The following is a 1,608-nucleotide window of genomic DNA, read 5'->3' on the forward strand; positions in this document are numbered from 1 at the left end:
CGGACCGATCAACCTCGTCATCTACAAGGGGTCTTACTTCCACAGGGGAATGGGAAATCTCATCTTGAGGGGGGCTTCGCGCTTAGATGCTTTCAGCGCTTATCCCGTCCGCACTTGGCTACCCAGCGGTGCTCCTGGCGGAACAACTGGTACACCAGAGGTGCGTCCATCCCGGTCCTCTCGTACTAAGGACAGCTCCTCTCAAATTTCCTACGCCCACGACAGATAGGGACCGAACTGTCTCACGACGTTCTGAACCCAGCTCGCGTACCGCTTTAATGGGCGAACAGCCCAACCCTTGGGACCTACTACAGCCCCAGGATGCGATGAGCCGACATCGAGGTGCCAAACCTCCCCGTCGATGTGGACTCTTGGGGGAGATAAGCCTGTTATCCCCGGGGTAGCTTTTATCCGTTGAGCGATGGCCCTTCCACTCGGAACCACCGGATCACTAAGTCCGACTTTCGTCCCTGCTCGACTTGTAGGTCTCGCAGTCAAGCTCCCTTCTGCCTTTGCACTCTGGAGCGCGATTTCCGACCGCGCTGAGGGAACCTTAGAGCGCCTCCGTTACTTTTTAGGAGGCGACCGCCCCAGTCAAACTGCCCACCTGACACGGTCCTCCCGCCGGATGACGGCGGCGAGTTAGAACCCCGATACGACCAGAGTGGTATCCCACCGGCGTCTCCACCGAAGCTGGCGCTCCGGCTTCTCAGACTCCCACCTATCCTGTACAAGTCGTACCTAGATTCAATATCAGGCTACAGTAAAGCTCCACGGGGTCTTTCCGTCTTGTCGCGGGTAGCCAGCATCTTCACTGGCAGTACAATTTCACCGGGTCTCTCGTTGAGACAGCGTCCAGATCGTTACGCCTTTCGTGCGGGTCGGAACTTACCCGACAAGGAATTTCGCTACCTTAGGACCGTTATAGTTACGGCCGCCGTTTACTGGGGCTTCGGTTCAGAGCTTCGCTTGCGCTAACCCTTCCCCTTAACCTTCCAGCACCGGGCAGGCGTCAGCCCCTATACATCGCCTTGCGGCTTAGCAGAGACCTGTGTTTTTGCTAAACAGTCGCCTGGACCTCTTCACTGCGGCCCCCTCGGGCTTTCACCCTACCGGGGCACCCCTTCTCCCGAAGTTACGGGGTCATTTTGCCGAGTTCCTTAACGAGAGTTTTCCCGAGCACCTTAGGATTCTCTCCTCGCCTACCTGTGTCGGTTTGCGGTACGGGCACCTATTTTCTCCTAGAGGCTTTTCTTGGCAGTGTGAGATCAGGAACTTCGGTACTGATGATTTCCCTCGCCATCACAGCCTAGCCTATAGAAAGGACGGATTTGCCTATCCTTTCGGCCTCACTGCTTGGACGCGCACTTCCAGTCGCGCGATTCCCTACCCTCCTGCGTCCCCCCATCGTACAAACGAAAATAGGTGGTACAGGAATATCAACCTGTTGTCCATCGCCTACGCCTTTCGGCCTCAGCTTAGGTCCCGACTAACCCTGAGCGGACGAACCTTCCTCAGGAAACCTTAGGCTTACGGTGGAGGGGATTCTCACCCCTCTTTTCGCTACTCATACCGGCATTCTCACTTCCAAGCGCTCCACCACTTCTC

At 56.6% G+C, this 1,608-nt stretch carries 1 rRNA gene; it reads right to left on the reverse strand.

Going from position 1 to position 1,608, the window contains the following annotated elements:
* Positions 1–1,608: ribosomal RNA gene (locus CLV36_RS16850) — 23S ribosomal RNA — on the reverse strand; the annotation flags it as partial.

It is taken from the genome of Laceyella sediminis (assembly GCF_003003125.1).
Classification (GTDB): domain Bacteria; phylum Bacillota; class Bacilli; order Thermoactinomycetales; family Thermoactinomycetaceae; genus Laceyella; species Laceyella tengchongensis.